The organism is Vagococcus sp. WN89Y (assembly GCF_052220145.1).
Classification (GTDB): domain Bacteria; phylum Pseudomonadota; class Gammaproteobacteria; order Enterobacterales; family Enterobacteriaceae; genus Kosakonia.
Map to the genome: position 1 here is coordinate 512,989 of NZ_JBQPOM010000028.1, position 24,300 is coordinate 537,288.

Consider the following 24,300-nt stretch of genomic DNA (forward strand, 5'->3'; position numbering starts at 1 on the left):
GGAGCCTGTAATGGCGGCTTTAGACCTGACAGAACGTCTGACAACCACTTTCCGCAAGCTGGAGCATGAACTGGCAGCATTGAAAACGGAGCTTAACGCGTGCCGCTTGCTGGCAGGCCGCGTGTTTTCCCTGCCGGACATCACCAAAGGCAACGAGCACGATCCGCTCACCACCATTCATGTCAAGCAGCATATCGGCAAGCAGGCTGCAGAGCTGGCGCTTCGCCATTACACGCACCTCTTTATTCAGCAGCAGTCGGAAAACCGCAGCAGCAAAGCCGCCGTTCGGCTACCGGGCGTGCTCTGTTATCAGACCGATGCGGACACCCGCGCGGCGCTGGAAAGCCGTATCGCCACCATTAATGCGCTGAAACTGGCGTTTGAAAAGATGGTCACGGTGGAGTCGGAGCTTGCGCCTGCTGCTCGTTTCGAGTGGGTCCATCGCCATTTGCCCGGGCTTATCACGCTGAATGCCTACCGCACGCTGACCGTGCTCCACTCCCCGGCAACCCTGCGTTTTGGCTGGGCCAATAAGCATATCATCAAGAATCTCACGCGCGACGAGGTGCTGGCACAGCTTGAGAAAAGCCTGAAATCACCCCGCGCGGTGCCGCCCTGGACCCGCGAACAGTGGCAGTCGCGTCTGGAAAAAGAGTACAACGATGTTGCCGCCTTGCCGGAAAATACACGGCTGAAAATCAAACGACCGGTAAAAGTGCAGCCGATTGCCCGCGTCTGGTATTCCGGATCGCAAAAACAGGTGCAATATGCCTGCCCGACGCCGATTATTGCGTTGATTTCACAAGAAAATGGCGCAGCGGTGCCGGACATTGGCAAGCTGCTGGATTATAACGCTGAAAATATTCAGCACCGTTATAAGCCGCAGGCGCAGCCGCTGACACTGCTTATTCCGCGGCTGCATCTGTGGCGAGTGGATTAAGAAGCGGGTTTCATGCTGCCAACCATGGATTCCGGGCGCACCCAATTGTTGAACTCTTCATCCGTCAGGTAGCCAAGCGCCAGCGCCGCCGCTTTCAGCGTCAGCCCCTCTTTGTGCGCTTTCTTGGCGATTTCTGCCGCTTTGTCGTAGCCGATATGGGTATTCAGCGCTGTCACCAGCATCAGCGACTCATTTAGCAGCTGATTGATACGCTGGCGATTGGGTTCAATCCCTACGGCACAGTGCGTATTGAAGCTGTCCATCCCGTCAGCCAGCAGGCGTACCGATTGCAGAAAGTTATGAATAACCATTGGCCGGTAAACGTTCAGCTCAAAGTTACCGGATGCGCCGCCCATATTCACCGCGACGTCGTTACCCATCACCTGGCAACAGAGCATGGTCATCGCTTCACACTGGGTCGGGTTCACTTTCCCTGGCATAATGGAGCTGCCCGGCTCGTTCTCCGGAATGGCAATCTCCCCGATGCCGCAGCGCGGGCCGGACGCCAGCCAGCGTACGTCGTTGGCGATTTTCATCAGCGATGCCGCCAGCCCTTTCAACGCACCGTGCGCGTGCACCAGCGCATCACAGGTTGCGAGTGCTTCAAACTTATTCGGCGCGGTGATAAACGGCTGCTTTGTAAAGCTTGCCAGCTCCTGGGCGACACGCCTGGCATATTCAGGATGGGTGTTCAGCCCGGTGCCCACCGCCGTTCCGCCCAGCGCCAGCTCGCTAAGATGCGACAAGCTCAGCTCAATATGCTTAAGATTGTGCTCAAGCATGGCGACCCAACCGGAGATCTCCTGCCCCAGCGTCAGCGGCGTCGCATCCTGCAAATGGGTGCGTCCAATTTTGACGATATCGGCAAAAGCGGCTGATTTTTGGCTTAAGGTATTTTTCAGTGCCTTGAGCTGCGGCAAAAGGTGTTCACGCAGCGCGATAACGGCGGCAACATGCATGGCCGTCGGGAACACATCATTCGAGCTTTGGCTCTTATTGACGTCATCGTTGGGGTGGATTTTGCGCTCCATGCCGCGCACGCCGCCGAGGATTTCGCTGGCGCGGTTCGCCAGCACCTCGTTCATGTTCATGTTGCTCTGCGTGCCCGAACCGGTTTGCCAGATAGCCAGCGGAAACTCGCCCGCATGTTGCCCGGCCAGCACCTCATCCGCCGCTGCAATGATGGCGCGCGCTTTCTCTTCAGGCAACAGCCCAAGATCCTGATTAACCTTTGCGGCTGCACGCTTCGTCAGCGCCAGCGCGTGGATCAGCGAGACAGGCATTTTTTCTGTCGAAATACGAAAATGCTCAAGCGATCGTTGGGTTTGCGCCCCCCAGAGTTTGTCTGCGGGGACGTCGATTGCGCCCATTGAATCTTTCTCACTGCGATGCGTTGTCATTACCTTCTCCTTAGTTACAAAGTGTTTAAGACCGGCTCTGCTCACTTGCAAATAAGTGTAAGTAGTGTTCTCTTCTTTTGCGCTTTTAATTACGTGCTGCGCTTATTGAGAGGCATCAAACGGCAAAAAGGGCCATCACGGCCCTTTTGCTTATTTCACACAGCGGGCGCACTGCCCTGACTGGATTTGCGCGAAGAAATCGTTGCCTTTGTCATCCACAAGGATAAACGCCGGGAAATCTTCCACCTCAATTTTCCAGATAGCCTCCATCCCCAGCTCAGGATACGCCACGCACTCCAGGCTCTTGATACTGTTTTGCGCGAGGATCGCCGCCGGGCCGCCGATGCTGCCAAGATAGAAGCCACCATGCTTATGGCAGGCATCCGTCACCTGCTGGCTGCGGTTGCCTTTCGCCAGCATAATCATGCTGCCGCCGTTGGCCTGCAGCTGATCCACATAGGAGTCCATACGCCCGGCGGTGGTCGGCCCCAGCGAACCGGAAGCGTACCCTTCCGGCGTTTTCGCCGGGCCTGCGTAGTAAATTGGGTGATCTTTTACGTACTGCGGCAGATGCTCGCCGCTGTCCATCAGCTCTTTAAGCTTCGCATGAGCAATATCGCGGGCAACGATAATGGTTCCCGAGAGCGACAGGCGCGTGGAGACCGGGTAGCGCGTTAGCTGGGCAAGGATTTCGCTCATCGGGCGGTTCAGATCCACCTTCACCGCCTCGCCTTCGCCCGCCTGGCGCAGCGCGGGTGGAATGTATTTGCCCGGATTTTGTTCGAGTTTTTCCAGCCAGATGCCGTCGCGGTTAATCTTCCCTTTGATATTGCGGTCAGCCGAGCAGGAAACGCCCATGCCCACCGGGCAGGACGCGCCGTGGCGCGGCAGGCGGATCACACGCACATCATGGGCAAAGTATTTGCCGCCAAACTGCGCGCCTAGCCCCAGGTTTCGCGCCTCCTGCAGCAGCTCTTGCTCCAGTTGCACATCGCGGAAAGCCTGGCCGTGCTCGTTGCCCTCTGTTGGCAGCGCGTCGTAATATTTCGTTGACGCCAGTTTTACCGTTTTCAGCGTCGCTTCTGCGGACGTGCCGCCAATCACAAAGGCGATATGGTATGGCGGGCAGGCGGCGGTGCCGAGGGTGCGCATCTTCTCAACCAGGTAGTTTTTCAGTTTGCCCGGGCTGAGCAGGGCTTTAGTTTCCTGATAGAGGTAGGTTTTGTTCGCGGAACCGCCGCCTTTGGCGATAAACAGAAATTTGTATTCGTCGCCATCCACACTGTAGAGATCGATTTGCGCAGGCAGGTTGCTGCCGGTGTTGACCTCTTTGTACATATCCAGCGCGGCGTTCTGCGAATAGCGCAGATTATCCTGCTGATAGGTGTTGTAGATGCCCTGCGCCAGCGCTGCTTCATCTTTGCCGCCGGTCCACACGCGCTGGCCTTTTTTACCCATGATGATCGCCGTCCCCGTATCCTGGCAGGTCGGCAAAATGCCTTTGGCGGCAATCTCAGAGTTGCGCAAAAATTGCAGCGCCACGTATTTGTCGTTTTCGCTTGCCTCAGGATCGCTCAGAATATCGGCAACCTGCTGCTGGTGCGCCGGGCGCAGCAAAAACGAAGCATCGTGGAAGGCATGCTGCGCCAGTAACGTTAGCGCCTGCGGGTCAACTTTAAGGATCTCCTGCCCGTCAAATTGCGCGGTTGAAACATAGTCGCGGCTGAGCAGATAGTATTCGGTCTCATCCTTCCCAAGCGGGAAAGGTTCCTGATAATAGAAGGGTTTGTTCGACATTTTGCTCTCACTTACGGCACAGTCTGGTTATTTTACAGGCAGCAATTCCTTCTGCCCTCTGGTAAAGCGAGTCCTTCTATCCTACACAATTTTTTAACAAAAACTGAGACTAGTACGACTTTTTAGTCCCGCAGGTTACATCAGCCCGCTTTATTGCTTTAATGACGCCATGATTTCGACAAATGGAAGGGCTTGATAATGCAAAAGCTAATCAACTCAGTGCAGAACTATGCCTGGGGAAGTAAAACTGCGTTAACGGATCTCTATGGCGTTGCCAATCCGGATAACCTGCCGATGGCCGAGTTATGGATGGGTGCCCACCCGAAGAGCAGCTCAAAAGTCGTTGATGCCAGCGGGCAAACCCGCCCGCTTCGCGAGATAATCGATGCGGATAAAAACCGCCTGCTGGGCGAGGCGGTCGCTGCGCGTTTCGGTGAGTTACCGTTTCTGTTTAAGGTGCTCTGCGCCGATCAGCCGCTCTCCATCCAGGTGCATCCGAATAAGAAAAACTCAGAAATTGGCTTTGCCAAAGAGAACGCGGCAGGTATCGCACTTGATGCCGCAGAACGTAATTATAAAGATCCCAACCATAAGCCTGAGCTGGTGTTCGCGCTGACGCCCTTTTTGGCGATGAATGCGTTTCGTGAGTTCGCCGACATTGTGTCGTTGCTGCAACCGGTGGCCGGGGCACATCCGGCTATCGCGCATTTCTTGCAGGCACCGGGCGCGGATCGCCTGCGTGAGCTGTTTGCTGCGCTTTTAAATATGCAGGGTGAAGAGAAATCCCGCGCGCTGGCGGTGCTGAAATCTGCACTCGATAGCCACACGGGTGAACCCTGGCAGACCATTCGCACCATCGCGGAGTTTTACCCGCAGGACAGCGGCCTGTTCTCACCGCTGCTGCTTAATGTGGTGAAACTGAATCCAGGCGAGGCCATGTTCCTGTTTGCCGAAACGCCGCATGCGTATTTGCAGGGAGTGGCGCTGGAAGTGATGGCGAACTCGGACAACGTGCTGCGCGCCGGGCTGACGCCGAAATATATTGATATTCCTGAGCTGGTGGCGAACGTTAAATTCACGCCGAAACCGGCTGATGAGCTGCTGACCCAACCGGTGCAAAACGGCAGCGAGCTGGATTTCCCCATCCCGGTGGATGACTTTGCCTTCTCGCTGCATGCGCTGAGTGCAGCCGAAACCGCCCTCGCGCAAAACAGCGCCGCCATTGTATTTTGTGTGGAAGGCGAAGCTGTGCTGAGTAAAGGTGACGAGCGTCTGGTGTTAAAACCAGGGGAATCTGCGTTTATTTCTGCCGCTGAATCACCGGTGGCCGTAAGCGGCACGGGGCGTGTGGCGCGCGTATACAATAAGTAAGACTAAGTAACTGTATTTTTTAACAAGCATTGCTAAGCTTTATGTAAGCGAATCAATTCTCCGGGCGGTTTATACCGCCTGTTTCATTTATGGATAAACACTATGAAAAAAACGCTTGTTGCCGCAGGAATTATTGTTGCGCTGGGTGTCGTCTGGACCGCAGGGGCCTGGTATACGGGGAAACAGCTCGAAGGCCGTATGGCGCAGATGGTGAGTGAGGCGAATGCGCAAATCAAGCGCAATGCCCCGCAGGCTAACCTTGAGCTTACCACCCAGGATTATCAGCGCGGCGTCTTTTCCAGCCAGTTTACCGTGCAGGTAAAGAATGTTGCCGGAAGCGAAAGTCCGTGGCTGAAGCAGGGGCAGAGCGTTGTGCTGCATGAAAAAGTCGACCATGGCCCCTTCCCGCTTGCGCAACTTAAATCATTAAACCTGATCCCGGCGATGGCCTCTGTGCACACCACGCTGGTTAATAACGATGTCAGCAAGCCGCTGTTTGATATTGCGCAAGGCAGCTCGCCGTTTTATGCCGACACGCGGATTGGCTATGGCGGCGACACGCAAAGCGATATCACGCTGCGCCCGCTTAACTCAGATAAAAACGGCGAAAAAGTCGCTTTTAGCGGCGGTGAGTTCCGCCTGAAAGCAGACAAAGACGGCAATGCCGTGTCGCTGGACGGCGAGGTAGAGAGCGCACTCATCGAAGCAGTCAATGAGTACGGCCAGAAGGTACGGCTCACCTTTAATAATCTGAAGACCGAGGGCGCTACCGAGCTGTCACCGTTTGATGAGCGCGTGGGCAAGCAGCAAATGCGCCTGGATAAGCTTGCTATCGCCATTGAAAATAAAGAGTTAGCGGTACTGGAAGGGATGGATTTAAATGCTAAGTCTGACGTTGCCGACGATAAAAAGCATATCAATAGCCAGCTGGATTACACGCTGGGCAGCGCAAAAATCCAGGGGCAGGAATTTGGCAGCGGCAAACTGACGCTAAAAGTCGGTCAGATTGATGGCAACGCGTGGCATCAGTTCAGCCAGCAATATAACGAGCGGACCCGCGCGCTGCTGGCGCAACCTGAGGTGATGCAAAACCCTGAGCTTTACCAGCAGCGTGCTACCGAAGCGTTCCTCAGCGCCGTGCCCCTGTTGCTCAAAGGCGATCCGGTCATCACCATCGCGCCGCTAAGCTGGAAAAACGCCAAAGGCGAGTCCACCTTTAATCTGTCGCTGTTTTTACGCGACCCGTCGACAGCAACCACCGCGCCGCAAACCCTGTCAGAGGAAGTGGATCGTTCGGTGAAATCACTCGACAGCAAACTGATTATCCCGATGGATATGGCGACGGAACTGATGACTCAGGTCGCAAGGATAGAAGGTTATCAGCAGGGGGATGCGCAGAAACTGGCATCTCAGCAGGTAAAAGGTTTTGCCGCGATGGGCAAAATGTTCCATCTGACCTCGGTGGAGGATAATAACGTCACCTCCACGCTTCAGTATGCCAACGGCCAGGTGACGCTTAACGGCGAGAAAATGCCGCTGGAGCAGTTTATCGGCCTGTTTGGTTTTATGCTGCCGCAGCCACAACCGCAGCCAAGCGCTCCGTCGGTCACGCCATTCCCACAACCTTAATCGTTACGCCCCCTGCGGGGGGCTATCATCATCTAAAAAAAGAATGGCAGAACAACGCTGGCCGGGTAATATGACTGATTGATTTCAGTTATTATTAGTCCGCAAAGCGCGGGACGCTAAGATGCATTGTCCCTTCGACCTGCGCAGGATGTTCCTGAGTTTAACGTCAATCCTGTTTAAGTGAGGGCAGTTGTGCAAGGTACCCGTGATAATGGCGTTGGAAGGAGTCTGTTTTCCCTGCAAGGGAATGCTACTGCTTATGAAGAAACGTTAGGGGCTGTCGTGATCGAGATGCTGCACGAAAAGCAAAACGTCAGTCGACAAAGCATTTGTGTTAAACTGGCAGCACGTATTGATGACTCAATCGATCCATTGCTTGAAGCCCATTATTGCGAACTTCTTGCTTTGCTGTTGGGTAAAAAAAAATCATCTGTGATGTCACCGTGCGCAACGGGACCCGTGACCGATCGCGAAAATGCATAATGGGCAGCTATTTTTACGTCCCATGAAGCAACTTTTGAGAGGCAGAATGAGTAAAAATGAGACAGACAAACTTGTAGATTCAGTCATGGGAGAAGCGGTTCTTGCCCTTCTGGAATCTGACGATGATGTGTCTTTCGACGCGTTAATCGGTCAGTTGCAAGAGTATATGCTGGATGAAACAGATACGGCGCGGCGTAAGGCATTCCAGACCGCGATTAACGGAGTCCATCATTATAAAACTCAACCCCCTCTGTCCCGGAGATCAAAAGGTAGCCTGCAGGTTAACCGCCTCAGCAGCCACCTCCCGCTTACCGGCCCTGTTATGGATAATAAAGCCAGGAAGCATTAACAGTACGCTTCCTGTGTGACTCACCCGGTCTGGCGTTCGCTACCGGACCTGAAAGATACGCTCTTCTATTCAGACTTGCTTTGCATGTTCTTATAAATGCCCGGTGAATTTGATTGGTCTGTTGGCCATAGAAGCCTGATTCGCCACCCCATATCCCGGGAGTGTAATTGAACGACGATGAGCAAGTTCAGCCCGAAGAGATCCATGAGGCAATTGGTTTAGCCGCCACTTATCTCATGAATTCTCAGATGCCCGTTAAAGCAAGCAATCTTATTATGGTACTGCGTGCCCAGGGGATCATGTCAGCCCATCCGCGCCAGAAAAAGATTTATGAGGCCGCCCGTTTGCTGGTGATGGACAAAATCACCCACCCGGCCTGAATCAGCTATCGCTGGTTGCTAAAAAAACGCCTTCCGCATGGAAGGCATTTTTCATTTCAATCCTTAGAAATTAAAGATCGTCGGGCGTTTTTTGCACAACCATTTCTAGCGCACTGCGATAAATATCCAGCTTTACAACGTCATCTTCTGTTTCCAGCAGACTAATTAAGGCCAGTATGAGATGTTTATTGCTGACCTCCGGCTGTTTTAACCTGAGGTTATGCATAAGGTCGTTGAGCACTTTCTTTTCAGCTTCATAAGCCTGCGCCTTGCTGCCGAAATAAGCGTTCAGTTGTTCTTCGGTCGTTGTCGTCTGCATAATAGTCCTGGATATCAAAGAGAGCCCGGCCTCCGCAAAAATGGTGGGAGGGTTCAAATTCGTCATTAAAAATAGACAGTGAGCCTTTATCCTGCAATACCTTCCATGAATTTTTTTTATCGAAAGCCGGTCTGAATATTCTGTCGTACGGAGCGGATTTATCTTATTGATCTGACGTAATTAACGCATGTTTTTATTCCGTGCACTCGCTCGCGCAAAAATCCTGGTGAAACGTTTAGGCTATAGCGTTTGGCCTAAGCACCTTTATGTGAGGTTTTTATGACCGGGAGAAATCCACAAAAAACCAGCCTCTGGTCTTTTTTTCAGCAGTTAGGCAAAACCTTTATGCTGCCGGTGGCCCTGCTCTCCTTTTGCGGGATTATGCTCGGCATCGGCAGTTCCTTAAGCAGTCGCGATGTTATTACGCTTTTACCCGTGCTGGCTCACCCGGCTTTGCAGGCGGTTTTTGTGTGGATGAGCAAAATCGGCTCCTTTGCCTTCAGCTTTTTACCGGTGATGTTTTGTATTGCGATACCGCTGGGGCTGGCGCGTGAAGATAAAGGCGTCGCTGCCTTCGCCGGTTTTGTTGGCTTTACGGTGATGAACCTTGCGGTAAACGTCTGGCTGACCGCGAACGGTATTTTGCCCGACGGCGATGCGCAGACGTTAAAAATGCATAATGTGCAAAGCGTGCTGGGTATCCAGTCAATAGATACCGGCATTCTGGGTGCGGTCATCGCCGGGATAATTATCTGGCGTCTCCATGAGCGTTTTCACAGGTTGCGCCTGCCGGACGCGCTGGCTTTTTTTGGCGGTACGCGCTCTGTGCCAATTGTCACCAGCGTGGTGATGGGAATTATTGGTCTGGCCATTCCTCTGATCTGGCCCTGGTTTGCAAAGGGGATCGGGGCGCTTGGGCAGCTTATCGACAGCGCTGGTGATTTTGGACCGATGATTTTCGGCACCGGCGAGCGGTTGCTTTTGCCCTTTGGCCTGCAACATATTCTGGTGGCGCTGATCCGCTTTACTGAAGCGGGCGGAACGATGGAGGTGTGCGGGCATACGGTGAACGGCGCGTTGACCATTTTCCAGGCGCAACTGAGCTGCCCGCAGACGCACGGTTTCGCCGAAAGCGCCACGCGTTTTCTCTCTCAGGGGAAAATGCCCGCGTTTCTCGGCGGGCTGCCGGGTGCCGCGCTGGCCATGTATCACTGTGCCAGGCCGGAAAATCGCCATAAAATAAAAGGGTTAATGATTTCCGGCGTGATTGCCTGCGTGGTCGGCGGAACAACCGAACCTATTGAGTTTCTGTTTCTTTTTGTCGCCCCGGTACTCTACTTATTTCACGCCTTGCTGACCGGTCTTGGTTTTACCGCCATGGCAGTGCTCGGCGTGACAATCGGGAATACTGACGGCAACGTTATCGATTTTATTGTTTTTGGCGTGCTGCACGGTATGGCAACCAAATGGTATCTGGTCCCGGTCGTCGCCGCGCTCTGGTTTGTTGTTTATTACGCGCTGTTTCGTTTTGCTATTGTGCACTTCAATCTGAAAACACCGGGTCGTGATAGTGACGCCAGTGATGCGTCGCCAGCGGCAGCGGTCGGCCAGACGGGTTATAATGTGCCGGCATTGTTGCACGCGCTGGGCGGTGCAGAAAATATTGTCTCGCTGGATAACTGCATCACCCGCTTGCGCTTATCAGTTAAAACGATGGCGCAAGTGGATGTGGATGCGCTAAAAGCGCACCAGGCGCTTGGCGTTATAAAGGTTAACGACCATGATTTGCAGGTGGTGATTGGCACGCAGGTACAATCGGTGAAAGATGAGATGGAACAACTCATGCACAGTGCGCCGCTGCCGGAGGCGGGATAAATGATAAAAGCACTTTTTGATTTTGACACAGTTATCGATCGCCACGGCACCTGGTGCACCCAGTGGGATTTTGTGGCCGATCGTTTTGGTCAGGCCGACCTGTTACCTTTCACCATTTCCGATATGGATTTTGCCACCGCGCCCTGCGTTATCGCTGCGATAAAACAGTGGCTGAACCATGGGGTGCTGGGCTACAGCCGCTGGAAAAATGATGACTTCCTCTCTGCCATCGACTTCTGGATGCAGCAGCGCTTCGCGACCGCTGTCGACTGGCAAACTGTCGTTTATGGCCCCTCGGTTATCTGGATGATTGCTGAGCTTATCCGCCAGTGGTCACAGCCAGGTGACAGTGTGGTGGTACATACCCCTGCCTATGACGCGTTCAGCAAAATGATTACCGGTAATCAGCGCCAGCAGTTGTCTGTTCCTTTAAAGCAAAGCGACACTGGCTGGTACTGTGATATGGCGCAACTGGAAGAGGTGCTGGCGCGCCCGCAAAGCAAAATTTTGCTGTTGTGCAGCCCGCAGAACCCGACCGGCAAAGTCTGGACGCATGACGAACTCACCACCATGGCCGCACTGTGCGAGCGATACCAGGTGAAGGTGATAAGCGATGAGATCCATATGGATATGGTCTGGAGCGCGCATCCGCATACGCCCTGGAGTAAGGTGGCGCGCGGCCCGTGGGCGCTGTTTACCTCGGCGTCCAAGAGTTTCAATATCCCTGCCCTTACCGGCGCGTGGGGCGTTATCGCAGACGAACCTTCACGCAATCACTGGCTGGCGGCCTTAAAAAACGCCAACGGTCTCTCCTCTCCGGCAGTGCTGGCGGTGGTTGCGCATATTGCGGCCTACCGCGAAGGAGGTGAATGGCTGGATGCTCTGCGTAGTTATCTGCACGCCAATCTTTGCTATGTCGCTCATAAACTGAATAGCGCCTTTCCGGCGCTGCGCTGGCAGGTTCCGCAATCCACCTATCTGGCCTGGATAGATTTACGCCCGCTACGAATAGATGAAACGGCTTTACAAAAAGTCCTTATTGAGCAGGAACGCGTCGCGATTATGCGTGGAGAAGTCTATGGACCCGAAGGCGCAGGTTTTATTCGCCTGAACGTGGGCTGCCCGCGGGTGAAAGTTGAACAAGGGGTGAAAAAATTAATCCGCGCTATCCACGCAGTGCTTTAAAAACCTTACGCTTTCGCAGAAACCTGGGCGCAACATAGCTTTTTGCCGCCGTTTCTTTTTATAATAGGACGCACTTTAACAAAACACAGAGTGCGCCCATGATCGATCAAAACCTGCCTTTAACTGATATCCACCGCCACCTCGACGGCAACATCCGTGCGCAAACAATCCTGGATCTTGGCCGTGAGTTTAATATCCCCTTGCCTGCACAAACGCTTGAAGAACTGCGCCCACACGTGCAGGTCACGTCGCTTGAGCCGGATCTGGTCAGCTTTCTGGCCAAACTGGACTGGGGCGTCAAAGTCCTCGCCTCGCTGGATGCCTGCCGCCGCGTGGCTTACGAAAACATGCATGATGCGGCAAATAATGGCCTGCATTATGTCGAGCTGCGCTTTTCGCCTGGTTATATGGCCATGGCACATAAACTGCCGATCGCGGGTGTGGTTGAAGCTGTCATTGCTGGCGTGCGTGAAGGAAGCCGCGACTTTGGCGTCGAAGCACGTCTGATTGGTATTATGAGCCGCACCTTTGGTGAAGCCGCCTGCCTGCAGGAACTGGATGCGCTCCTCGCCCACCGCGACGGTATTACCGCGCTGGACCTGGCTGGCGATGAGCTTGGTTTCCCCGGCAGTTTATTCCTTTCGCACTTTAACCGTGCGCGGGATGCGGGCCTGCGTATCACCGTACATGCGGGCGAAGCCGCCGGGCCAGAAAGCATCTGGCAGGCTATCCGCGAGCTGGGTGCCGAGCGTATTGGTCACGGCGTGAAAGCCGTAGACGATCCGGCGCTGATGGATTTTCTTGCCGAACAGCGTATTGGTATCGAATCCTGCCTGACATCAAATATCCAGACCAGCACGGTTCCTGCGTTTTCGCGCCATCCGCTGCGGACTTTCCTTGACCACGGTATTCTGGCCAGCATTAATACCGACGATCCTGCTGTTCAGGGTGTTGAAATTGGGTACGAGTACCAGGTTGCGGCCCCGGCCGCCGGGTTGAGCCGCCAGCACATTCGCCAGGCACAAATCAACGGTCTGGAAATGGCGTTTCTCAGTAACGAAGAAAAGCAGGCGCTGCGGGCGAAAGTAGCGTAAGTAAAACGCCGCTCACCGTCGGTGAGCGGCAGACTTATCAGGTCAGGCTGAGCGTTGCGCGGTGTTTTGCGGATTCAATGCCCAGTTCTATCAGTTCCATTATCTGAATCGCCTGGCTCGCCGGTACCGGGTTTTCCCCAACACCGTTGAGCGCATCGCGGATAGCCGCATAGTAAGCCGGATAGTTACCCGGCAGCGTTAACCAGGACTCTTCGACCCGCTCTTCACCTTCGACGCGCGTTAAAACACCATCACGCATATCATAGCCCCAGTCTTCCTGCGGCAAACGGGCGCCATTTTTCAGGCACTCTTCCTGCGGGTCCAGACCATATTTCACATAGCTCCCTCTGGAGCCGTGCACGATAAAACGCGCGGTTTCCGCCGGCGCCAGCATGGTGCCATGAAGCACAACACGGCGCTGAGGATAAGAAAGCACCGCATGGAAATAGTCCGTCGCCTGCGCACCGGGGCGCAGCTGTGCTAAATCCACCGTCAATGATACCGGTAACCCGAACAGATTCACGGCTTGATCAAGCAAATGCGGGGCAAGATCGTACCAGATGCCGCTTCCCGGCCCAGCCTGCTCGCGCCAGCGGTTACGCACCTGAGGACGATAGCGGTCAAAATGTGACTCAAAATAAGCCACTTCACCCAGCGCACCCTCAGCCAGTAATGCTTTCAGCGTCAGAAAATCACTGTCCCAGCGCCGGTTATGGAACACCGAAAGCACACGCCCATGGGCGCGGGCGAGCGAGGCTAACTCGCGAGCTTGTGACAGTGTCACGGTGAAAGGCTTATCAACGACCACATGTTTTCCGGCTTCCAGCGCCGCTTTCGCCAGCGGAAAGTGGGTATCGTTGGGTGTCGGGATCACCACCAAATCGATTTGCGGATCGTTAAACAGATGTTTAGGTTCAGAGACAACCGGCACAGCGGGCCAGTCCGCTTTCACTTTCGCTTCATCGCTGCTGGAAATAGCGGCCAGCGTCATTCCCGGCGTACCGGCAATCAGCGGCGCGTGGAACGTTTTACTGGCATAACCATAACCCAGTAGTCCGACTCGAATACTCTCATTCATACAGCGGTCTCCCTTGGTTGGATAACCTATTTCACACTATCTGGCGAAAAGCGACAATCTTTTGCTGATTTTATTATCGATATGAATGAATAACGGCCAGACACTATTCCTGACGTGGTTATTTCGCATATAATAAGTAACCGGTCTCTTATCAATAATGAAAGAGGTCGGTTACTAATGTGGATCAGAAACAAGGAGTAGTAGAAGTATGTCCGCAATCATTAATCGGGTCATTGAATTAATGGGCTGGATAGTGCTTGTTGTGTCAACAGTGCTTTTGATTTTCGCCAGCCATATTGATAATTATCAGCTACCAGAACCAGGCGTTATTTTGCAAAAGAAATAATGTGAAAATAGTTAAATTTAAAAAGTAACCGCTTATTGTCATTGGTGAAGAAGAGCGTTAATCTTCTTCACCATAAACCGTTGCAGTGTCTGGTTTCATTCATAAAGAAAACTCTTAATTTAAACCCAAAGCATTTTGCGCTATTTACGTGCAGAGAATAATGTTTATTATCCGCTCGAAATACACTAAATGTAATTTAGCTTTTTTAATTAATTACGGATAACCTTCAAAATGACCGTTCAGGAATATTTATTAAAATTTCGTAAAATCAGTTCTCTTGAAAGTCTGGAAAAATTGTTTGATCACCTTAACTACACGCTAACCGATAACGAAGAGATCATTAACATGTATCGCGCCGCCGATCATCGCCGCGCCGAGCTGGTCTCCGGCGGTCGTCTGTTTGACATTGGGTGCGTTCCTAAATCTGTCTGGCATTATGTGCAATAACGCCTCTGGTATTCATCGTGTAATGCTTTATACTCGTCGCCCGACGCAATAAACTGGCTGCATTAATGCCTGAACCGGGGAATAACGATGACAACAACATCTGCAGAAAGAATCGGAGGCTGGTTACTTGGCCCTCTGGCCTGGTTGCTGATGGCGTTATTAAGTACCTCGCTGGCATTAGTGCTCTTTGCCGGAACCCTCGCGACGCCGCAAATGTTAACAGCGCTCACCGCACAACCGACAAAAGATCTGGTGATGTGGCTGGTGTCATTCGCCTTTGCCATCGCTATCTGGTATTACACCCTGTGGTTGGTGATTGCGTTCTTCAAACGTCGCCGCAGCGTACCGAAGCATTACATCATCTGGCTGCTAATTTCGGTGCTGCTGGCGGTAAAATCGTTTGCTTTTTCACCAATTTCTGACGAAATGGCCTTACGCCAGCTGCTGTTTCCGCTGCTTGCTGCCGCGTTGATGGTTCCTTATTTCAAGCGCTCTGCGCGCGTTAAAAAAACGTTCATCAACCCATAAATAACCTTACAGTTATCCTGTTGTCGCCCGGTGCCATTTGACCGATAATAGGCGGCTTTTTTATTTCAGGCCATCTAATGACAGACTATTTACTGCTATTTATCGGAACGGTACTGGTCAATAACTTCGTGCTGGTGAAGTTTCTTGGCCTGTGTCCGTTTATGGGCGTTTCCAAAAAGCTGGAAACCGCAATGGGAATGGGGCTGGCGACAACCTTCGTGCTGACGCTGGCCTCCGTCTGCGCGTGGCTAATTGACACCTGGGTTCTGATCCCGCTGGATTTAGTCTATCTGCGTACGCTGGCGTTTATTCTTGTCATCGCTGTGGTGGTGCAGTTCACCGAAATGGTGGTGCGTAAAACCAGCCCGGCGCTTTACCGGCTGCTGGGGATTTTTTTGCCGCTGATCACCACCAACTGCGCGGTGCTGGGTGTGGCCTTGCTCAATATTAACCTTGGGCACAATCTTATGCAGTCGGCGTTATATGGTTTTTCCGCCGCTGTTGGATTCTCTCTGGTGATGGTGCTGTTCGCGGCAATCCGCGAGCGTCTGGCCGTTGCCGACGTCCCTGCCCCTTTTCGCGGCAATGCGATCGCGTTAATTACCGCGGGCTTAATGTCTCTGGCCTTTATGGGCTTTAGTGGTCTGGTGAAACTGTAATGAATGCAATATGGATAGCCATCGCCGCCCTCAGCGTGCTCGGGCTGCTCTTTGGCATCATTCTCGGTTATGCCTCCCGCCGTTTTGCGGTGGAAGACGATCCGGTTGTTGAAAAAATTGATGACGTGCTACCGCAAAGCCAGTGTGGTCAGTGCGGCTACCCTGGCTGCCGCCCCTATGCTGAGGCCGTCGGCACGCAGGGCGAGAAAATAAACCGCTGCGCCCCGGGCGGCGAAGCGGTGATGCTGAAAATCGCCGGGTTGTTAAACGTCGATCCGCAGACTATCGAGGGTGACGATGAGGTTCTCGCGCCAGTACGTATGCTGGCCGTTATTGATGAAGACAACTGCATCGGTTGTACCAAATGTATTCAGGCCTGCCCGGTTGATGCCATTATCGGCGCGACCCGCGCCATGCACACGGTGGTGAGTGACCTCTGCACCGGGTGTAACCTTTGTGTCGATCCGTGCCCGACGCGGTGCATTGATATGCGTCCGGTGGAAACCACGACCAACAGCTGGAAGTGGGATTTGCAGACCATTCCTGTGCGCATTATTGCTGTGGAACAACATGCTTAAGTTATTCTCCGCTTTTCGTAAAGACAAACTGTGGGATTTTAACGGCGGTATCCATCCGCCGGAAATGAAGACCCAGTCTAACGGGACGCCACTGCGCCATATGCCGCTGGCGAAGCGTTTTGTCATCCCGTTAAAACAGCATCTCGGCGATGAAGGCGAGCTGTGCGTGAAAGTGGGCGACAGCGTCCTGCGCGGGCAGCCTCTGACGCGCGGCCGTGGTCGTATGCTGCCCGTGCATGCCCCCACATCCGGCACGATCACCGCTATTGCCCCCCACTCTACTGCGCACCCTTCGGCGCTGCCGGAGATGAGCGTCATCATTGAAGCGGATGGCGAAGACCGCTGGATTGAGCGCGAAGGCTGGCAGGATTACCGCGCCCGCAGCCGTGAAGCGCTGATCGAACGCATTCATCAGTACGGCGTTGCCGGGCTGGGCGGCGCGGGTTTCCCGACGGCCAGGAAGTTACAGGGCGGTGGAGATAAAATCGACACGCTCATTATTAATGCCGCCGAATGCGAACCCTATATCACCGCCGACGACAGGCTAATGCAGGATTGCGCCTGGCAAATTATGGAGGGCGTGCGCATTCTGGCGCATGTCCTGCAACCGCGCCAGGTGCTTATCGGTATCGAAGATAATAAACCGCAAGCGATTTCAATGATGCGTGCGGTGCTGGCCGACAGCCATGATATTCAACTGCGGGTGATCCCGACGAAATACCCCTCCGGTGGCGCAAAGCAGCTTACCCAGATCCTGACCGGCAAGCAGGTGCCGCACGGCGGGCGCTCTTCCGATATTGGCGTGCTGATGCAAAACGTCGGGACGGCCTATGCAGTAAAACGCGCGGTCATCGACGGCGAGCCGCTGACAGAACGCGTGGTGACGGTCACCGGCGAGGCCATTGCGCAGCCGGGTAACGTCTGGGCGCGCCTGGGTACGCCAGTGCGCCATCTGCTGGATTTTGCCGGTTTCTGCCCGTCATCTGAGCAGCTGGTCATCATGGGCGGCCCGTTGATGGGCTTTACCCTGCCGTTCCTGGATGTGCCGGTGGTGAAAATCACCAACTGCCTGCTTGCTCCCTCGGCCAGCGAAATGGGCGAGCCGCAGGAAGAAAAAGGCTGCATTCGTTGCAGCGCCTGTGCTGATGCCTGCCCGGCGGATTTGCTGCCGCAACAGCTGTACTGGTTCAGTAAAGGTCAGCAGCACGATAAAGCGACCGCGTATAATCTTTCTGATTGTATCGAGTGCGGCGCCTGCGCATGGGTTTGCCCAAGCAATATCCCGCTGGTGCAGTATTTCCGCCAGGAGAAGGCGGAGATTTCTGCGATTGCCGAGGAAGAAAAGCGCGCCGCCGAGGCCAAAGCACGTTTCGAAGCGCGTCAGGCGCGCCTTGAGCGCGATAAACTTGCCCGTCAGGAGCGCCATAAACAAGCCGCTGCGCAGCCTGCGCCAAAAGATCAGCAGGCCATTGAAGCCGCGCTTGCTCGTGTGCGGGAAAAACAGGCTACGGCAACACAGCCGGTAGAGATTAAAGCCGGCGCGCAGCCAGATAACAGCGAAGCGATTGCCGCCCGCGAAGCGCGTAAAGCGCAGGCGCGCGCGCGCCAGGCAGAAAAAGCGCAAACGGTCAGTGAAAGCAGCGATCCGCGCAAAGCGGCCGTTGAAGCCGCTATCGCCCGCGCCAAAGCTCGTAAATTAGCCCAGGCAGAAGATGCGCAACCCGCTGAGGCTTCGCAGGACGCTCCGGTCGATCCGCGCAAAGCAGCCGTTGAAGCCGCTATCGCCCGCGCTAAAGCACGTAAAGCGGCACAGGCAGAGGACGCGCAACCCGCTGAGGCTTCGCAGGACGCCCCAGTCGATCCGCGCAAGGCCGCCGTTGAAGCTGCGATTGCCCGCGCCAAAGCACGTAAATTAGCCCAGGCAGAACAATCGCCCGCCCTGCAGGCCGCCAACGACGACCCGCGCAAAGCCGCCGTCGCCGATGCAATCGCCAGAGTTCAGGCCAGAAAGGCCGCGCAGCAAGCCGTTAACGAGGATTAAATGGTTTTCAGAATTGCAAGTTCTCCCTACACCCATAACCAGCGCCAGACATCACGGATTATGCTGCTGGTCGTGCTGGCAACCCTGCCGGGTATCGCCGCGCAGCTGTGGTTTTTTGGCTGGGGAACGCTGATACAAATCCTCCTCGCCTCTGCCAGTGCGCTGGCGGGTGAAGCGCTGATCCTGAAGTTGCGCAAACAACCTGTCGCGCGCATCCTCGCCGACAACTCAGCACTGTTAACCGGTTTGCTGCTGGCAATCAGTATCCCCTCTTTCGCGCCCTGGTGGATGGTGGTTCTGGGCACGCTTTTCGCGGTCATCATCGCCAAGCAGCTCTATGGCGGATTAGGCCACAACCCTTTTAACCCGGCGATGATTGGCTATGTAGTGTTGCTTATCTCTTTTCCGGTACAGATGACAAGCTGGCTTCCGCCGTTTGAAATCGCCCGCACCGTGCCGGGATTTATGGATGCCGTCCAGATTATCTTTAGCGGCCACACAAGCAATGGCGGCACGCTGGAAAGCTTGCGCATCGGTATCGACGGCATCAGCCAGGCCACACCGCTTGATACCTTTAAAACAGCGCAGCATGCCGGGCATTCGGTCGCGCAGATCCTCCAGTACCCTATTTACAGCGGTGTGCTGGCGGGTGCTGGCTGGCAGTGGGTTAACTTAGGCTATCTGCTCGGCGGCGTGTTTCTGCTCTGGCAAAAAGCAATTCGCTGGCATATCCCGGTCAGTTTCCTGCTTGCGCTGGCCGTTTGCGCAACACTTGGCTGGGTAGTCTCGCCCGAATCGCTGGCGGCACCGCAGCTGCATCTGCTCTCCGGGGCAACCATGCTTGGCGCATTCTTTATCCTTACCGATCCGGTCACCGCCTCCACCACCAATAAAGGCCGCCTGATTTTTGGCGCCCTGGCCGGGGTGCTGGTGTGGCTTATCCGCAGCTTTGGCGGCTACCCGGACGGTGTTGCCTTCGCCGTATTACTGGCAAACATCACCGTGCCGCTTATTGACTACTACACGCGCCCGCGCGCGTACGGGCATCGTTAAGGAGTCGTCATGCTAAAAACCATGCGCAAACACGGAGTCACGCTGGCGTTGTTCGCCGCCGGTGCGACCGGGCTGACGGCAGCCGTTAATCAGTTAACGAAAACAACCATTGCCGAGCAGGCATCGTTGCAACAAAAAGCGCTGTTCGATCAGGTCATTGCTGGCGACAGTTATAATAATGCATTGCAACAGAGTTGCTATCTGGTGAGCGATCCTGCGCTCGGTAAGGGTACGCACCATTTATGGATAGCCAGAAAGGATGACAAACCGGTCGCTGCGGTGATTGAAACAACCGCGCCGGACGGCTATTCAGGGGCCATCCAGCTGCTGGTCGGTGCGGATTTCAGCGGCACGATTCTCGGCGCGCGCGTGATAGAGCATCACGAAACGCCTGGGCTGGGAGATAAGATAGATTTACGCATCTCGGACTGGATAACAGGGTTTGCCGGGAAAAAGATCAACGGCCCGGCAGACAGCCATTTCGCGGTAAAAAAAGATGGTGGCGACTTTGACCAGTTTACCGGCGCGACCATTACGCCGCGCGCGGTAGTCAACGCGGTCAAGCGAACCGGTATCTACGCCATGACGCTGCCTGAGCAGCTTCCTCATCTACCTGTTTGTGGTGAATAAGCGATGAACGAAGTCAAAGATATCGTAGTCCAGGGGCTGTGGAAAAATAACTCCGCCCTTGTGCAACTGCTGGGTTTATGCCCGCTGCTGGCGGTCACCTCTACCGCAACCAATGCGCTGGGGCTGGGGCTTGCCACGACGCTGGTGCTGACGTTAACCAACCTGTTTGTTTCTGCCCTGCGCCGCTGGACTCCGCCGGAGATCCGCATTCCTATTTATGTGATGATTATCGCCTCGGTGGTCAGCGCCGTACAGATGCTGATTAATGCCTACGCCTACGGTCTTTATCAGTCGCTGGGGATTTTTATTCCGCTGATTGTCACTAACTGTATTGTGGTTGGCCGTGCCGAAGCGTTTGCGGCAAAGAAAGGCCCGGCGCTTTCCGCGCTGGACGGGTTTTCTATTGGTCTGGGCGCCACCAGCGCGATGTTCGTGCTCGGCTCGCTGCGCGAAATACTGGGTAACGGCACGCTGTTCGATGGTGCAGATGGTTTGCTCGGTAACTGGGCCAAAGCTTTGCGCATTGAAGTGTTTCACACCGATACGCCCTTTTTGCTGGCGATGCTGCCGCCAGGCGCCTTTATTGGCCTCGGCATGATGCTGGCGGTGAAGTATCTTATCGATCAACGGATGAAAAAACGCCGCGAAGCAGCACAAGCGGTTATCAGCGACAGCGTGCCCGGGAAGGCCTGATGAACAAAGCAAAACGACTGGAAATTCTCACCCGCCTGCGGGCCAATAACCCACATCCAACGACAGAGCTGAATTTTAGCTCACCGTTTGAGCTGCTGATCGCGGTGCTGCTCTCCGCCCAGGCGACCGACGTCAGCGTGAACAAAGCCACCGCCTTGCTTTATCCGGTAGCGAACACGCCAGAAGCGATGCTGGCGCTGGGCGTGGAAGGCGTCAAACAGTACATCAAAACCATTGGCCTTTATAACAGCAAAGCGGAGAATGTCATTAAAACCTGCCGCATCTTACTGGAAAAGCATGGCGGCGAAGTCCCGGAAGACAGAGCGGCGCTGGAGGCGCTGCCCGGCGTGGGCCGTAAGACGGCAAACGTGGTGCTCAACACGGCGTTCGGCTGGCCGACCATCGCGGTGGATACGCATATTTTTCGCGTTGCCAACCGTACCCATTTTGCGCCGGGTAAAAATGTCGAACAGGTGGAAGAGAAGCTTTTGAAGGTCGTTCCGGCTGAATTTAAAGTGGACTGCCATCACTGGCTGATTCTGCACGGGCGATACACCTGCATCGCCCGTAAACCGCGCTGCGGCTCCTGCATTATCGAAGATTTGTGTGAGTATGAGGACAAGGTGGACGTCTGAGCATCAGAACGGGCGCATCACCGCAAGCAAGATAATCACCGCCACCGCCACAATAATCAGCGCGGTGGCCTTGCTGATAACCCCCGCCCCTTTCACCGCTTCATTGCCCGCCATGCGCCGCAGCGTGGCAGATAAAAAGCCGTGAAGCCCGCTGAGCAGTATCACCACCGCGATTTTCACTATCAGCCAGCCGTGTGGCCACTGGCCATGGGCGAGGATCATGACGATTCCCGCAATCCACAGCAGGAGCATCGCCGGGCTGGTCACTCTGCGGCTCCAGCTGCGAACATCTTTTACCAGGCCAACCGCAACGGTTTTATCGACCTGAGCTGCACTCCAGCCCGCAACCACCGCCATCACCAGCATGCCGCCTGTCCAGACAATGGCCGCGATAATATGTAACGCATTGAGCCACGGATGAAAGTTCATAATTGTCTCCATGAGTAAAAGAACTGGCAGCAGTCTGCCAGCCTCGCCGCAGGCTGTCATGAACAATGCGTGTTTTTTTATAGAAAAATGGCAAAACAGAGTGTAACTCAGCGCAAAGGGACTGATTTTTCGGCGCTAAAGCACGTGACGTTACTCACAACTCTGATTATTCGCCTGAGAAGCAAATCTTGTGGTGCAAATCCTTCGATTGAACACATTATCATCTGCTTATGCGTATTTAATAAGGCAGAAGCTTTTTTTATACGAAAAAAATCCTAATCACCGGCACTTATGTCAATCGTGCTAATGCATTGTTAACAAATGATGAATTTTCGAAAAAATAACTGCCGCAGAACAAAGTTTATACATTTATTTACGGGACATATAACCAGAATGCTTAAATAATCCAGTCCAATAATCTGGTTTTTGCGCAAAACAGCAGAACATCAGTCTTAAGCCGCGAAAACACCGGTCGGTAACAGATGAAAAATCCATGATTGTTGAGAAGATAAAATTTAACTCTGAATAACAAATAAATTCGCCGAGCATTGTTCCGGACTGGATCTATGTAACAGAATATTTCTAAAGACTTGCCTGAAAGGTCAGGCCAGGGAATATTACCTGCCGTTTCCCCTCCAACTATAACTATAAGCGTAATGAGTCTGAATCATCGCGCACCCAACACCCCCGTTAATATGGGATGTAAAAAAAGAGGTACATGTGTCAACTGCAAACAAACCAACTGAAAGCGTGAGTCTGAACGCTTTCAAACAACCTAAAGCGTTCTACCTGATTTTCTCGATCGAATTATGGGAACGTTTTGGTTACTACGGCCTGCAAGGGATTATGGCTGTCTACCTGGTCAAACAGCTGGGTATGTCAGAAGCGGACTCTATTACTCTGTTTTCTTCCTTCAGCGCGCTGGTCTATGGTCTGGTTGCCATTGGCGGCTGGCTGGGCGATAAAGTGCTGGGGACTAAACGCGTTATCATGCTGGGCGCTATTGTGCTGGCAATCGGTTATGCGCTGGTGGCCTGGTCCGGTCACGATGCGGGTGTGGTCTATATGGGTATGGCCGCGATTGCTGTGGGTAACGGTCTGTTTAAAGCCAACCCCTCCTCGCTGCTTTCAACCTGCTATGCGAAAGACGATCCGCGTCTCGATGGCGCATTCACCATGTATTACATGGCGGTGAACGTCGGCTCCTTCTTCTCAATGCTGGCAACGCCGTGGCTGGCTGCGCGTTTCGGCTGGAGTACCGCGTTCGGTCTGAGCGTGGTGGGCCTTGTTATCACCATCGTTAACTTTGCCTTCTGCAAACGCTGGGTGAAAGATCACGGTTCAAAACCTGACTTTGAGCCGATCCGCATGAGCTACCTGCTGGCGACTATCGTAGGTGTTGTGGCGCTTGTTGCCATCGCAACCTGGCTGCTGCACAACCAGGGTATCGCACGCATGGTACTGGGCGTGGTAGCGCTGGGCATTATCTGCATCTTCGCGAAAGAAACCTTCGCCCTGAAAGGTGCGGCGCGTCGTAAAATGATCGTGGCCTTTATCCTGATGGTACAGGCGATCGTCTTTTTCGTGCTCTACAGCCAGATGCCAACGTCCCTGAACTTCTTTGCGATTCGCAACGTCGAGCACACGCTGCTGGGCATTGCTTTCGAGCCGGAGCAGTATCAGGCGCTGAACCCGTTCTGGATTATTATTGGTAGCCCGATTCTGGCCGCTATCTATAACAAAATGGGCGATACGCTGCCGATGCCGCATAAATTCGCCATCGGTATGGTGCTCTGCTCAGGTGCGTTCCTTATTCTGCCACTGGGTACGAAATTTGCGTCCGATGCCGGTATTGTTTCTGTGAGCTGGCTTATTGCAAGCTACGGCCTGCAAAGTATCGGTGAGCTGATGATTTCCGGCCTCGGTCTGGCAATGGTCGCACAGCTGGTTCCGCAGCGCCTGATGGGCTTTATTATGGGGAGCTGGTTCCTGACCACCGCCGGTGCAAACATTATTGCCGGTTATGTCGCAAACCAGATGGCTATCCCGGAAAATGTCACCGACCCGCTGATGTCTCTGAATGTCTACGGCAGCGTCTTCCTGCAAATTGGTATCGTCACTGCGGTGATTGCCGTGCTGATGCTGATAAGCGCGCCGAAGCTGAACCGCATGACGCTTGGCGACACGCCAGCCAGCGACGCAACCAAAACCGCCACCGCTTAATCTGCGCGGGAAACTGACTAGTCCTGATATAGGTTGACACTCTTCCGCCTGTAAAACGCCTGATGAACATCATCAGGCGTTTTGTATTTCAGGGCCAGATGTGGCCGTTCATGGTTATAAATTGCCACAGATTCTTTT

At 54.0% G+C, this 24,300-nt stretch carries 25 protein-coding genes; 20 read left to right on the top strand and 5 right to left on the bottom strand.

What is annotated here, in order from left to right:
• Window positions 1-10 precede the first annotated feature (10 nt).
• Complete coding sequence (gene tus, locus ACTU3N_RS10930) at window positions 11-940, top strand: DNA replication terminus site-binding protein (protein ID WP_443086151.1); 930 nt, start codon at window positions 11-13, stop codon at window positions 938-940.
• Here tus and fumC read toward each other — a convergent pair.
• Window positions 937-2,340, bottom strand: a complete 1,404-nt coding sequence (fumC, locus tag ACTU3N_RS10935; RefSeq protein WP_443086152.1) for a class II fumarate hydratase — start codon at window positions 2,338-2,340, stop codon at window positions 937-939. The genes tus and fumC overlap by 4 nt on opposite strands.
• 150 nt (window positions 2,341-2,490) lie before the next feature.
• Window positions 2,491-4,137, bottom strand: a complete 1,647-nt coding sequence (gene fumA, locus ACTU3N_RS10940) for a class I fumarate hydratase FumA (protein WP_443086153.1) — start codon at window positions 4,135-4,137, stop codon at window positions 2,491-2,493.
• 198 nt (window positions 4,138-4,335) lie between these two features.
• On the opposite strand from fumA, the gene manA reads away from it, so the two are divergent.
• From manA to ACTU3N_RS10965, 5 genes are all read left to right on the top strand, one after another.
• The gene (gene manA, locus ACTU3N_RS10945; RefSeq protein WP_443086154.1) at window positions 4,336-5,508 is read left to right on the top strand and encodes a mannose-6-phosphate isomerase; all 1,173 of its coding nucleotides are present in this window, start codon (window positions 4,336-4,338) and stop codon (window positions 5,506-5,508) included.
• Window positions 5,509-5,610: 102 nt separating this feature from the next.
• On the top strand, window positions 5,611-7,137 hold the full coding sequence (locus ACTU3N_RS10950; protein WP_443086155.1) for a YdgA family protein: 1,527 nt from the start codon (window positions 5,611-5,613) through the stop codon (window positions 7,135-7,137).
• A 192-nt stretch (window positions 7,138-7,329) separates the two neighbouring features.
• Window positions 7,330-7,620 carry a hypothetical protein gene (locus ACTU3N_RS10955; protein WP_443086156.1) on the top strand — a complete coding sequence of 97 codons (291 nt, stop codon included), beginning with the start codon at window positions 7,330-7,332 and terminating at the stop codon, window positions 7,618-7,620.
• Between the two features lie 46 nt (window positions 7,621-7,666).
• A complete protein-coding gene (locus tag ACTU3N_RS10960) occupies window positions 7,667-7,969 on the top strand; it encodes a hypothetical protein (RefSeq protein ID WP_443086157.1) in 303 nt (100 codons plus the stop codon).
• A 167-nt stretch (window positions 7,970-8,136) separates the two neighbouring features.
• Window positions 8,137-8,349, top strand: a complete 213-nt coding sequence (locus tag ACTU3N_RS10965; protein ID WP_443086158.1) for a hypothetical protein — start codon at window positions 8,137-8,139, stop codon at window positions 8,347-8,349.
• A gap of 70 nt (window positions 8,350-8,419) precedes the next feature.
• Here the strand turns inward: ACTU3N_RS10965 and ACTU3N_RS10970 are convergent, their stop codons facing one another.
• Window positions 8,420-8,668, bottom strand: coding sequence for a biofilm development regulator YmgB/AriR family protein (locus ACTU3N_RS10970; RefSeq protein ID WP_443086159.1), 249 nt, complete (start codon window positions 8,666-8,668; stop codon window positions 8,420-8,422).
• A 279-nt stretch (window positions 8,669-8,947) separates the two neighbouring features.
• On the opposite strand from ACTU3N_RS10970, the gene malX reads away from it, so the two are divergent.
• From malX to add, 3 genes are all read left to right on the top strand, one after another.
• A complete protein-coding gene (gene malX / locus ACTU3N_RS10975; RefSeq protein WP_443086160.1) occupies window positions 8,948-10,543 on the top strand; it encodes a maltose/glucose-specific PTS transporter subunit IIBC in 1,596 nt (531 codons plus the stop codon).
• A complete protein-coding gene (locus ACTU3N_RS10980; RefSeq protein ID WP_443086161.1) occupies window positions 10,544-11,728 on the top strand; it encodes a MalY/PatB family protein in 1,185 nt (394 codons plus the stop codon).
• Window positions 11,729-11,826: 98 nt separating this feature from the next.
• Window positions 11,827-12,822 carry an adenosine deaminase gene (gene add / locus ACTU3N_RS10985; protein ID WP_443086162.1) on the top strand — a complete coding sequence of 332 codons (996 nt, stop codon included), beginning with the start codon at window positions 11,827-11,829 and terminating at the stop codon, window positions 12,820-12,822.
• A 37-nt stretch (window positions 12,823-12,859) separates the two neighbouring features.
• On the opposite strand, the gene ACTU3N_RS10990 is transcribed toward add, so the two are convergent.
• Window positions 12,860-13,900, bottom strand: coding sequence for an oxidoreductase (locus ACTU3N_RS10990; protein WP_443086163.1), 1,041 nt, complete (start codon window positions 13,898-13,900; stop codon window positions 12,860-12,862).
• 208 nt (window positions 13,901-14,108) lie between these two features.
• Here ACTU3N_RS10990 and blr point away from each other — a divergent pair, with 208 nt between their 5' ends.
• The 10 genes from blr (at window position 14,109) to nth (ending at window position 21,510) form a co-directional block, all read left to right on the top strand.
• Window positions 14,109-14,246 carry a division septum protein Blr gene (gene blr, locus ACTU3N_RS10995; protein WP_443086164.1) on the top strand — a complete coding sequence of 46 codons (138 nt, stop codon included), beginning with the start codon at window positions 14,109-14,111 and terminating at the stop codon, window positions 14,244-14,246.
• 231 nt (window positions 14,247-14,477) lie between these two features.
• Complete coding sequence (gene ydgT / locus ACTU3N_RS11000; protein ID WP_443086165.1) at window positions 14,478-14,693, top strand: transcription modulator YdgT; 216 nt, start codon at window positions 14,478-14,480, stop codon at window positions 14,691-14,693.
• Window positions 14,694-14,780: 87 nt separating this feature from the next.
• A complete protein-coding gene (locus ACTU3N_RS11005) occupies window positions 14,781-15,221 on the top strand; it encodes a DUF2569 domain-containing protein (RefSeq protein WP_443086166.1) in 441 nt (146 codons plus the stop codon).
• Window positions 15,222-15,298: 77 nt separating this feature from the next.
• On the top strand, window positions 15,299-15,880 hold the full coding sequence (rsxA, locus tag ACTU3N_RS11010) for an electron transport complex subunit RsxA (RefSeq protein WP_443086167.1): 582 nt from the start codon (window positions 15,299-15,301) through the stop codon (window positions 15,878-15,880).
• Window positions 15,880-16,458 carry an electron transport complex subunit RsxB gene (gene rsxB / locus ACTU3N_RS11015; protein ID WP_443086168.1) on the top strand — a complete coding sequence of 193 codons (579 nt, stop codon included), beginning with the start codon at window positions 15,880-15,882 and terminating at the stop codon, window positions 16,456-16,458. The genes rsxA and rsxB overlap by 1 nt, the downstream gene beginning before the upstream one ends.
• On the top strand, window positions 16,451-18,499 hold the full coding sequence (rsxC, locus tag ACTU3N_RS11020) for an electron transport complex subunit RsxC (protein WP_443086169.1): 2,049 nt from the start codon (window positions 16,451-16,453) through the stop codon (window positions 18,497-18,499). The genes rsxB and rsxC overlap by 8 nt, the downstream gene beginning before the upstream one ends.
• Window positions 18,500-19,552 carry an electron transport complex subunit RsxD gene (rsxD, locus tag ACTU3N_RS11025; protein WP_443086170.1) on the top strand — a complete coding sequence of 351 codons (1,053 nt, stop codon included), beginning with the start codon at window positions 18,500-18,502 and terminating at the stop codon, window positions 19,550-19,552.
• A gap of 9 nt (window positions 19,553-19,561) precedes the next feature.
• On the top strand, window positions 19,562-20,182 hold the full coding sequence (gene rsxG, locus ACTU3N_RS11030; protein WP_443086171.1) for an electron transport complex subunit RsxG: 621 nt from the start codon (window positions 19,562-19,564) through the stop codon (window positions 20,180-20,182).
• 3 nt (window positions 20,183-20,185) lie between these two features.
• Entirely contained in the window at window positions 20,186-20,875 is a 690-nt protein-coding gene (locus ACTU3N_RS11035) for an electron transport complex subunit E (RefSeq protein ID WP_443086172.1), read from the top strand.
• Window positions 20,875-21,510 carry an endonuclease III gene (gene nth / locus ACTU3N_RS11040; RefSeq protein WP_443086173.1) on the top strand — a complete coding sequence of 212 codons (636 nt, stop codon included), beginning with the start codon at window positions 20,875-20,877 and terminating at the stop codon, window positions 21,508-21,510. Before ACTU3N_RS11035 ends, nth begins: the two co-directional genes overlap by 1 nt.
• 3 nt (window positions 21,511-21,513) lie before the next feature.
• Here nth and ACTU3N_RS11045 read toward each other — a convergent pair whose 3' ends face one another.
• Window positions 21,514-21,939: a CopD family protein gene (locus ACTU3N_RS11045; RefSeq protein ID WP_443086174.1), complete on the bottom strand. Its 426-nt coding sequence runs from the start codon at window positions 21,937-21,939 to the stop codon at window positions 21,514-21,516.
• Window positions 21,940-22,659: 720 nt separating this feature from the next.
• On the opposite strand from ACTU3N_RS11045, the gene dtpA reads away from it, so the two are divergent.
• Window positions 22,660-24,162: a dipeptide/tripeptide permease DtpA gene (gene dtpA, locus ACTU3N_RS11050; protein WP_443086175.1), complete on the top strand. Its 1,503-nt coding sequence runs from the start codon at window positions 22,660-22,662 to the stop codon at window positions 24,160-24,162.
• Window positions 24,163-24,300: the final 138 nt, after the last annotated feature.

Bases quoted from the DNA above. Each gene is read 5' to 3' on its own strand.
- tus (WP_443086151.1), top strand. From the start codon at position 11: ATGGCGGCTTTAGACCTGACAGAACGTCTGACAACCACTTTCCGCAAG.
- fumC (WP_443086152.1), bottom strand. From the start codon at position 2,340: ATGACAACGCATCGCAGTGAGAAAGATTCAATGGGCGCAATCGACGTC.
- fumA (WP_443086153.1), bottom strand. From the start codon at position 4,137: ATGTCGAACAAACCCTTCTATTATCAGGAACCTTTCCCGCTTGGGAAG.
- manA (WP_443086154.1), top strand. From the start codon at position 4,336: ATGCAAAAGCTAATCAACTCAGTGCAGAACTATGCCTGGGGAAGTAAA.
- ACTU3N_RS10950 (WP_443086155.1), top strand. From the start codon at position 5,611: ATGAAAAAAACGCTTGTTGCCGCAGGAATTATTGTTGCGCTGGGTGTC.
- ACTU3N_RS10960 (WP_443086157.1), top strand. From the start codon at position 7,667: ATGAGTAAAAATGAGACAGACAAACTTGTAGATTCAGTCATGGGAGAA.
- ACTU3N_RS10970 (WP_443086159.1), bottom strand. From the start codon at position 8,668: ATGCAGACGACAACGACCGAAGAACAACTGAACGCTTATTTCGGCAGC.
- malX (WP_443086160.1), top strand. From the start codon at position 8,948: ATGACCGGGAGAAATCCACAAAAAACCAGCCTCTGGTCTTTTTTTCAG.
- ACTU3N_RS10980 (WP_443086161.1), top strand. From the start codon at position 10,544: ATGATAAAAGCACTTTTTGATTTTGACACAGTTATCGATCGCCACGGC.
- add (WP_443086162.1), top strand. From the start codon at position 11,827: ATGATCGATCAAAACCTGCCTTTAACTGATATCCACCGCCACCTCGAC.
- ACTU3N_RS10990 (WP_443086163.1), bottom strand. From the start codon at position 13,900: ATGAATGAGAGTATTCGAGTCGGACTACTGGGTTATGGTTATGCCAGT.
- blr (WP_443086164.1), top strand. From the start codon at position 14,109: ATGTCCGCAATCATTAATCGGGTCATTGAATTAATGGGCTGGATAGTG.
- ydgT (WP_443086165.1), top strand. From the start codon at position 14,478: ATGACCGTTCAGGAATATTTATTAAAATTTCGTAAAATCAGTTCTCTT.
- ACTU3N_RS11005 (WP_443086166.1), top strand. From the start codon at position 14,781: ATGACAACAACATCTGCAGAAAGAATCGGAGGCTGGTTACTTGGCCCT.
- rsxA (WP_443086167.1), top strand. From the start codon at position 15,299: ATGACAGACTATTTACTGCTATTTATCGGAACGGTACTGGTCAATAAC.
- rsxB (WP_443086168.1), top strand. From the start codon at position 15,880: ATGAATGCAATATGGATAGCCATCGCCGCCCTCAGCGTGCTCGGGCTG.
- rsxC (WP_443086169.1), top strand. From the start codon at position 16,451: ATGCTTAAGTTATTCTCCGCTTTTCGTAAAGACAAACTGTGGGATTTT.
- rsxD (WP_443086170.1), top strand. From the start codon at position 18,500: ATGGTTTTCAGAATTGCAAGTTCTCCCTACACCCATAACCAGCGCCAG.
- rsxG (WP_443086171.1), top strand. From the start codon at position 19,562: ATGCTAAAAACCATGCGCAAACACGGAGTCACGCTGGCGTTGTTCGCC.
- ACTU3N_RS11035 (WP_443086172.1), top strand. From the start codon at position 20,186: ATGAACGAAGTCAAAGATATCGTAGTCCAGGGGCTGTGGAAAAATAAC.
- nth (WP_443086173.1), top strand. From the start codon at position 20,875: ATGAACAAAGCAAAACGACTGGAAATTCTCACCCGCCTGCGGGCCAAT.
- ACTU3N_RS11045 (WP_443086174.1), bottom strand. From the start codon at position 21,939: ATGAACTTTCATCCGTGGCTCAATGCGTTACATATTATCGCGGCCATT.